This window comes from Pantanalinema sp., from assembly GCA_036704125.1.
Lineage (GTDB): Bacteria > Cyanobacteriota > Sericytochromatia > S15B-MN24 > UBA4093 > JAGIBK01.
In genome coordinates this window covers 56,165-64,631 of sequence record DATNQI010000033.1, presented here as the reverse complement: position 1 = coordinate 64,631, position 8,467 = coordinate 56,165, and the positions used below count along the sequence as shown (strand labels likewise).

General features: G+C 63.9%; 8 protein-coding genes. 3 read left to right on the top strand and 5 right to left on the bottom strand.

The window, feature by feature from the left end:
• Nucleotides 1–1,611 (bottom strand): chaperonin GroEL (groL, locus tag V6D00_05190; protein HEY9898557.1); only part of this gene is annotated, 1,611 nt, incomplete at its 3' end.
• 67 nt (nucleotides 1,612–1,678) lie between these two features.
• Nucleotides 1,679–1,981: a co-chaperone GroES gene (gene groES / locus V6D00_05185; GenBank protein HEY9898556.1), complete on the bottom strand. Its 303-nt coding sequence runs from the start codon at nucleotides 1,979–1,981 to the stop codon at nucleotides 1,679–1,681.
• A 226-nt stretch (nucleotides 1,982–2,207) separates the two neighbouring features.
• Between groES and lexA the strand changes: the two genes are divergently transcribed.
• Complete coding sequence (gene lexA / locus V6D00_05180) at nucleotides 2,208–2,849, top strand: transcriptional repressor LexA (protein ID HEY9898555.1); 642 nt, start codon at nucleotides 2,208–2,210, stop codon at nucleotides 2,847–2,849.
• A gap of 59 nt (nucleotides 2,850–2,908) precedes the next feature.
• On the opposite strand, the gene V6D00_05175 is transcribed toward lexA, so the two are convergent.
• A complete protein-coding gene (locus V6D00_05175; protein ID HEY9898554.1) occupies nucleotides 2,909–4,411 on the bottom strand; it encodes a SpoIIE family protein phosphatase in 1,503 nt (500 codons plus the stop codon).
• A gap of 3 nt (nucleotides 4,412–4,414) precedes the next feature.
• Between V6D00_05175 and V6D00_05170 the strand changes: the two genes are divergently transcribed.
• A complete protein-coding gene (locus V6D00_05170; protein ID HEY9898553.1) occupies nucleotides 4,415–4,861 on the top strand; it encodes a hypothetical protein in 447 nt (148 codons plus the stop codon).
• A gap of 174 nt (nucleotides 4,862–5,035) precedes the next feature.
• Nucleotides 5,036–5,266: a hypothetical protein gene (locus V6D00_05165; GenBank protein ID HEY9898552.1), complete on the top strand. Its 231-nt coding sequence runs from the start codon at nucleotides 5,036–5,038 to the stop codon at nucleotides 5,264–5,266.
• 206 nt (nucleotides 5,267–5,472) lie between these two features.
• On the opposite strand, the gene V6D00_05160 is transcribed toward V6D00_05165, so the two are convergent.
• Together V6D00_05160 and V6D00_05155 are read right to left on the bottom strand one after the other, a co-directional pair.
• On the bottom strand, nucleotides 5,473–6,420 hold the full coding sequence (locus tag V6D00_05160; protein HEY9898551.1) for a polyprenyl synthetase family protein: 948 nt from the start codon (nucleotides 6,418–6,420) through the stop codon (nucleotides 5,473–5,475).
• A gap of 42 nt (nucleotides 6,421–6,462) precedes the next feature.
• A complete protein-coding gene (locus V6D00_05155) occupies nucleotides 6,463–8,325 on the bottom strand; it encodes a hypothetical protein (protein HEY9898550.1) in 1,863 nt (620 codons plus the stop codon).
• Nucleotides 8,326–8,467: the final 142 nt, after the last annotated feature.

Here is an 8,467-nt window from a genome sequence, read left to right as displayed (position 1 = left end):
ATCGGGCATCGCGGGCATGCCGCCCTTCTTCTCGGGCTTGTCGACGACGAGCGCCTCGGTGGTGAGGAGCATCGAAGCGATGGAAGCCGCGTTCTCGAGGGCCGAGCGGGTGACCTTGGCGGGATCGACGATACCGGCCTTGATCATGTCGACGTACTCGCCGGTCATGGCGTTGTAGCCGAAGCCGTCCTTGTGGTTCTTGACCTGGTCGGCGACCACGGCGCCCTCGATGCCGGCGTTGTCGGCGATCTGGCGCAGGGGGGCCTCGAGGGCACGCATCACGATCTCGACGCCGGTGCGCTCATCGCCCGACACCTTGCTCATGAGATCCTGGAGGGGCTTGGTGAGGTGGACGAGGGTGGTGCCGCCGCCGGCGACGATGCCCTCTTCGACCGCAGCCTTGGTCGCGGCGAGCGCGTCCTCGATGCGGAGCTTGCGATCCTTGAGCTCGGTCTCGGTCGCGGCGCCGACCTGGATCACCGCAACGCCACCCGCGAGCTTCGCGAGGCGCTCCTGCAGCTTCTCCTTGTCGAACTCGCTCTCGGTCTCCTCGATCTGCTTGCGGATCTGGGCGACGCGGGCTTCGACCTTCTGAGCGGTCGCCTCGTCCTTGAACGAGACGATGGTGGTCTTGTCGCGGCTGACGCGGACCTGGCGGGCCTTGCCGAGCATCTCGACGGTGACGTTCTCGAGCTTGAGGCCCACGTCCTCGCTGATGACGGTGCCGCCGGTGAGGATGGCGATGTCCTCGAGCATGGCCTTGCGGCGATCGCCGAAGCCGGGGGCCTTGACGGCGACCGCGCTCAGGATGCCGCGGAGCTTGTTGACGACGAGCGTCGACAGGGCCTCACCCTCGACGTCCTCGGCGATGATGACCAGGGGACGGCCGGCGCGGGCGACCTTCTCGAGCATGGGGATCAGGTCGGCGACGACGGTCACCTTCTTGTCGGTGATCAGGATGAAGGGCTCGTCCATGACGGCCTCCATGCGATCGGCGTCGGTGACGAGATAGGCCGACAGGTAGCCCTTGTCGAACTGCATGCCCTCGACGGTCTCGAGGGTGGTGCCGGTCGTCTTGGACTCCTCGACGGTGATGACGCCATCCTTGCCGACTTTTTCCATGGCCTCGGCGATCAGGTTGCCGATCTCCTCGTCCTGGGCCGAGATGGTCGCGACCTGGGTGATCGCCGACTTGTTCTCGACGGGCTTGGCGAGCTTCTTGATCTCGGAGGTGGCGACCTCGACGGCCTTGTGGATGCCGTTGCGGACCATGATGCCGTTGGCGCCGGCGGCCACGTTCTTGAGGCCTTCGCGGATCATCGCCTGGGCGAGGACGGTCGAGGTGGTGGTGCCGTCACCGGCCAGGTCATTGGTCTTGGTGGCGACTTCCTTGACGAGCTGGGCGCCGGTGTTCTCGACGGGATCCTCGAGCTCGATCTCCTTGGCGATGGTCACGCCGTCGTTGATGATCTGGGGCGCGCCGAACTTCTTCTCGAGCACGACGTTGCGGCCCTTGGGGCCGAGGGTCACCTTGACGGCGTCGGCGACGGCGTTGACGCCGCGCTCGAGCGCGCGGCGGGCCTGCTCGTCGAACAGAATCTGCTTGGCCATATCGGTTGAATCTCCTCTAGGTTGAAAGGATGAATCGGTGCTGACGAATGAGACTTCCGGAAGGGGACTACTCGACGATGCCGAGGATGTCCTTCTCGCTGATCAGGAGATAGGTCTCGCCCTCGAGCTTGACCTCGGTGCCGGCGTACTTCGCGAACAGCACCTTGTTGCCCTTGGCGACTTCCATCTTGGCGCGCTCACCGTTGTCGAGCAAACGCCCGGAGCCCACGGCGACGACTTCGCCGATCTGGGGCTTCTCCTGGGCGGTGTCGGGCAGGACGATGCCGCCGGCCGTCTTCTCTTCCTTGACGACCTTCACGACGATGCGATCGCCGAGAGGACGGATCTGCTGCGCGGTAGCAGTGGCCATGGTTGTGAACCTCCTCGTAAGGTGAACGATTGGATTAGAAGGGCTTAGCACTCACATCGAAGGAGTGCTAACAGCCTCAGTGTAAACGATCGGCTTCGGAGGTGACAAGAGGGAAGACAAGCTCGGGTTGAAATATCCTTAACGTTCGACCGCTCCTTGACAAGCGATCGCTTCTTTTCTAGATTGGAGTTCTCGAACCTTTGTTTCAACTTCCGCGGAGGGCGACATGTCCGACACCAAGCTGCCGAAGCGCCAGCAGGAGGTCCTCGACTTCCTGCGTCGCTCCATCACCGAGCGGGGCTACGTCCCCTCGATCCGCGAGATCGTCGAGGCGCTCGGCGTGCACTCGACCTCGACCATCCACTACCACCTGACGGGCCTGGCCGAGCGCGGCCTGATCCGCTGGGACAAGGGCAAGAACCGCGCCATCCAGGTCATGGACATGGGCGCTCCGGCGATGGTGGCCACGCCGACGCGCGAGGACGCGGCCGAGACCGCGCGCCTGCCCATCGCCGGCCGCATCGCCGCGGGCTCGCCCATCGAGGCCATCGAGGACGCCACCGAGACCCTGGACCTCAAGGGGATGTGGGCCTCGACCGGCAACTTCGCGCTCGAGGTCACGGGCGAGAGCATGATCGAGGACCACATCATGCCGGGGGACATGGTCATCGTGAAGCCCCAGGCCTCGGCCCGGGACGGCGAGATCGTCGTGGCGCTGCTCGAGAGCGGCGAAGCCACCCTCAAGCGCATCTACAAGGAGAAGGGCGGCTTCCGCCTCCAGCCGGCCAACGCCACCATGGCGCCCATCTTCGTCGACCGCGTCCAGGTCCAGGGCCGCGTGATCGGCGTGGTGCGCCAGGTCCACTAGAGCGCCAGCACCAAGCACGACGAACCCCCGGCCGATGGCCGGGGGTTCGTCGTGACGCGCTACGCGACCTTGACCACCACCAGGGTGATGTCGTCACCCTGCGGGCCGCCATCGACCCAGGCGCTCACCGCCTTGAGGATCTGGCGGTGGATCTCGTGGGCGCTCGCGTCGTGGTGCGCCTCGAGCACCTCCTTGAGGCGGTCATACTCGACATCCTCGCCGTCCGGCCCCTCCTCGATGCGGTAGAACATCTCGTGGTCGGGGTTCTCGGCCTCGGTCACGCCGTCGGTGTAGAAGACGAGCACGTCGCCCGAGTGGAGCTGGACCTCGATCTCCTGGTACTTGGCGATCCTCGAGGCGCCGAAGGGGAAGGATCCCGGGATCGGCAGCTCCTCGACCCTGCCGGATTCGGCGCTGTAGTAGTGGGGCGGCTGGTGGCCCGCGCAACTGTAGCGCAGCACCTTGGCCTCGGGGTCGATGGCCCCGTAGATGAGGGTGGTCTTGCGGTGCTTCTTGTCGTCGATGGTCTCGACGATCATCTGGTTGATGGCCTTCATCACGGTCGGCAGGTCGGGATCGACCCTCACCTGGTTGAAGAAGCAGCTCTTGGCCATGGCCATGACCATCGCCGCCTGCACGCCCTTGCCGGCCACGTCGCCGACCACCACGCGCAGCTGGCCGTCGTGGAGGGTGACGAGATCGTAGTAGTCGCCGCCGAACTCGTAGGCCGACTCCGACGAGCCCATGACCTCGAGCCCCGCCGGCGCGGGGGCCGCGGCCGGAAGCAGCGAGGCCTGGATGTGGCGCGCGGTCTCGAGTTCGGCATCGAGCCGGGCGCGGTTGACCTCGGCCTTGGTCATCTCGTGGATGCGGATGACGCTCGCCAGCTGCTGGCCCATGTTCATGAGCAGCCCCTGGTCCTCGGCGCTGTACTCAAGCTCCGAGAGCTTCTGGCCCACGTTGACCATCCCCAGGATCTCGCCGCGGATCTCGAGCGGCACGCAGAAGGCGATGCCCAAGGCGTCCATGTGCGAGAGCTGGCGGGTGGTCGCCTTGGAAGGTTTGAGGCCGGTCCGCCGGGCCTTGGACAGCTCGCCGATCTCGGGAGCATCGGCAGGGATCGCGAAGCCCTCGGGGAAGATCGAGAGGCCGCTCGTCTTGTAGACGTTCAGGTTCTTCGACTTGGGGTCCCGGATCATGATCGACATGTGGCGCGGGTGAACCGTCTGGTCCACCACCTCGACGAACTTGTCGAGCACCGCGTCGAGCTCGGGGTTCTCCTTGGTGAAGCGGGTGTAGTCGCTGAGCACCGAGCGGAAGTCGTAGCGGTTGCGATAGAAGAGGCGATCGATAATCGCATGCGTTCGGTTGCGAACCGGCACGAAGGCGAGCGCCACGAAGGCGGTCGCAAGGATATTGCCTGTCGTGTTGCCGCCCGATCCCATCAGGTGCTCGATGGCCCAGCGAATCGCGGCAATCGTGACGAAGTAGACACTTGAAAGGGCCGCCACCACCACCGCATAGACCAGGGTTCGCTTGATGACCAAGTCGATGTCGAACATCTTGTGACGGACGATGGCGTAGGCGACGGACAGCGGGAAGAAAACGAAGCAGGCAAAAGAAAGATTTACGAGAAGTCCCGACTGATCGACGATGTTGTTGTTCGCCAGATATGGAACGATCCAGAGAACCGTCCCAGGCAAATACGCAAGAGCAGCGCCAAGCAAGGAGACCTTGACTTGCTGCCGCTCACGAATGCTCTTGCTACGAACCAGACGGAAGAGAATACTTCCGACCAAGCAAAGCACTCCGAGCAAGATCCACACGAAGGCCACATCCTGCAGCCCCATGTGGAGATCGAGGCCCTTTGGATTTTCGAAATGGCCAACCGGCCGAAAAATGAATTGCCAGAAAGCGAGCAACAGCAACGAAGGCGCGTAGGGCAACAGATTCAACCAGGGGCGCCTCTTGAGCCAATGGGGCGGGTTAGGGAATACCATTCCAAGGTGTAGATACGCGCTACCCATCAAAGCGAGCGCCGCCACGTAAAACCGCCCCAGAAGGTGCCCAGCATCGTAATCCGAGCCACCGATCGCGAACCAAGCGGTTGCCACGTTCATCAGCAGGTGAACCTGGGCGGTGATGTTGCCTGACTTCATCCAGAAGGCCGCGCCGCCCACGATGAGGTGCAGAAGCCCCACGATGAGGAGCGGCAGGAAGCTCTTGAACCAGTCATTGAAGCTGAAAACCTGAGTGGCGACGGCAACATTCAACCGTGTCTGGTTTCGCAGGATGTCATACCGCAGTACGGTTCCTACCGGCTTGGATTGCACGTACCGCTCGAGATCGAACGCGGTGCGAAGAACCGCTCCATCGACGCCAAGCAGGCGATCAAACTGCTGCAGTTTCGCTTTTGAGCCGTTCCAGCTCGGATCGCTCGCCGCAGAGATGGTCAGAGTCGTTTCATAGCGAAACCCGGGAAAGGGTTGATTGATCATCTTGGCGGTCGTAACCATCGCCAAGCCCCAGATCACGAAAGAGATCAGCACCAGCAGATTCAACAGATGCTTGCTCAACCTACTTTTTGCAGCCACTACAATGGAACCTTTCTACAGCCTTGTTGCTAAGCGATGACCCGGTCTATCGGAAAGGCCGGCATCCCGAGAAGGAAACTCAAGTACGGCTCGTCTCGCACTCCCAAACGACTCGCCAGTTGCATCGCCTCTCGCCTGAGCAGCTCGATGCGCATGGTCGCATTTGCCCTTATCCCCTTGGCCTCGAGGCATTGCACCAAGTCATGTTGCCGTTCCAGGGTACGGTCACCTTCCAGGAGTTCCATCAGACCCTCGTCGCGTCCCTGTTCGAGTGCAAGGACGAGCGGCAGCGTCAGCCTGCCATTGCGAAAGTCGGAGCTCAGCTCATTTCTCCAGAGCTCATGGGTATCGTTCATCATCTGGAACATCATGCCAAGTGCCTTCCCAAACTGGTAAAACGCTTTGCAGTCGTCCTCGTCGCGGGCGCCGATCATCGAGGCAGCCCTCGCATAAGCCCCGAAAGACGCTCCGGACTTCAACTCGATCGTCTTCAGGTAGCGATCAAGGCGCGGCGAATCCACGGACTGGCCCATCAGATCCAGGTGCTGCCCATGGGTCATGGACAGCCCGGCCTCGCTGAAGAGGGAAGCTAGCATCCCTGCCGCGTGCGATGGACAACGCTCACGAATCCACCGTAGACAGAGAAACAGGAGTGAAAAACCGGTGTTGACCGCCTGTTCCCATCCCCACCTCAGCCAGGGGTCAGGTTGCAGGTCCTTGTCTTGCGCATCATCCGTGACATCGGCGAAGGCATAAAAAAGGACGCAAGCCCCTCCTAGACCAAGTTGGTCCGAAGGAGAGGCGGAAAAAGCGGACAGCAGCGCACCAGGCATGTCCGAAACCGGAAAGTGCCCCGCGCTGCGATGCGACGCGAGCGCCTTATCGAGGACGGCACGCTGCAATGCTTGCAGCGTGCCGTCACAAGCCTGGGCTTCGAGAAAAAGCGACAGTTCCGAATGGAGGTCCACAAAGCTCATTGGTTTACTTCGTCGAGCACTGCTCGTTGCGCCTGAGTGAGCCTAGGCAATCGGGGGATCTCCGCCGCCCTGATAGACGGCGTTCCCGGTCTCCAGGACCTGGCGCAGCATCGACGCCGCGAGGTCGGGCTTCGCCTTGTTGTTGAGCGCCATCGCGAAGGCCGAGAAGTGCTCGGGCCCCAGCTGGACCAGGGCGCGATCGAGGTTCTGAGCGAAGCGGGTCCGCTCCTCGGCACCGGCGTTCGCCATCAAGCGGCTCAGCTCTTCGGTCAGCTTCCGCGCGGCTTCGGGGTTGGTGGCAAAGGCCTCGGCGACCTCGGGAGCGAGTCGCGCGCCGAGCCCCGAAGCCTGCAGCGCCTGCGCGGGGTTCGCCCCCAGCGCCTGGCCGAAGGCCGGGTCCTTCAGCAGGCCCCCCACCAGATCCCCGATGGCGCGGCGGTGCGCCTCGGTCTGGGTGGCATCCGCCGACGAGCGGAAGCTGGCCGTCCCGCCCTGCAGCTCGGCGACACGCGCCTGCATGAAGGCCCCATCCTTGAAGAGAGCCTGCTCATCGGCATCGAGCTTGCCCCAGATGTCGCCGAGCGCCGCCTCGGGATTCGACAGGAGACGCGAAGCCGAAGCCGGATCCTTGGCCTCGACGGCGATCTTGGCCCAGGCCTGGCTGAGCGCGTCCCCCGAGGCCAGCTGCGAGGCGGCTTCCGAGACGAGGGCGCCCTTGTCGGCGCTCAGGCCGTTGACCCCGAGGATCGCATCGAGGGTCTGCTGCTTGAGGCCGGAGTTCAGCATCAGCTCGGTGGCGACCGCCTCCAGGTCCTGGCCCGCCTGCTGGGCGAAGCCCTTGACCTCGCTCGCGCCGTAGCGCTGGGACTGGGCGTTGATGTACAGGAACTTCTCTGGGGCGACCTGCATCAGCTTCTTGGGGTCGCTCAGGAAGGCCTGGTAGGACTCGGCGAAGTCCTCGGTCGGGCTGGTCATGGCGTACTTGGAGACGAAGTTGTCGGAGCGAGCCGCCTTGAGCACCTGCTCGTCGAAGAGGAGCTTCTCGCCCGTGCGGTTGTCCACCCCGTCGGCGGCGTAGGCCTTGCCGTCGGCGTAGTTCTCGGTCCAGCCCGAAAGCTTGCCGAACTCGGCGATCTTCTCGGGGTTCCAGCCCCGGTTGACCATCTGCACCTGGTGGCCGATCTCGTGCGCCCAGACGTTCTTGGAGACCAGCGAGCCCGAGTTGCCCAGCACGATGGCGCGCTCGGGGGCTTCCTGGCCGAACATGGCCTTGAGGCTCTTGCCGATGAAGCGTAGGACGGGGATGCCTTCGAGCACCTCGGCCGAGTGCAGGGCGAAGTTCCTGACCTGGGCCATGAAGCCCGTCGACTCGCTGGTGCCCGTCTGGGCGCTGGCCATGGCGCTCTGGCCCGCCACGTCACCCAGCTCCTTGCCGAAGTGCTTGGAGACGGCCGCATCCCCGCCCGCGGCGGTGTCGAGCTGGCCGGTGCGGACGAAGTTGAGGCCCGAGAGCGCCTGGCGATCGCCCGGCGACATGCCCTCGACCACCTCGAGCAGGTTCCTCATCTCGCCGGAGGTCCAGCTCGCGCCGTCCTTGGTCTCGAAGCGCACCCCGCCCGGCACCATCGAATTGATGCGCGCCTGGAAGTCCGAGACCTGCTGGCGCTCGCCCTGCACGGCTCCGACGGCCTTGGCCATGTCGTTCAGCTTGGTGGGGTCCAGCGGCCCGGTCGCCCCCGCCGCCTCGGAGCTGAGGCGAAGGGTGTCGGTCTTGGCCTTCTTGACGACGCTCGCACCGGCGGCCGGCTGGGCTTCGGCAGCCTGCTCGGGTGCGTTCGAGGGCGCGAGGGGGCCGAGACGGCCGGTGCCGGGGCGATTGGCGTTGAGCCGCAAGTTGTCTGCCATGATGGACCTCCAATCCTCTTGCCGTGTCGGCATTATGCCCTGCGCGACCGGCCTACTATCGATTGTTATGGAAGCCCCTTAACGCGGCCTTTCGGTTTTTAATGGACAATTAACGAGATAAGGAGGTCTTTACCTGGAATAA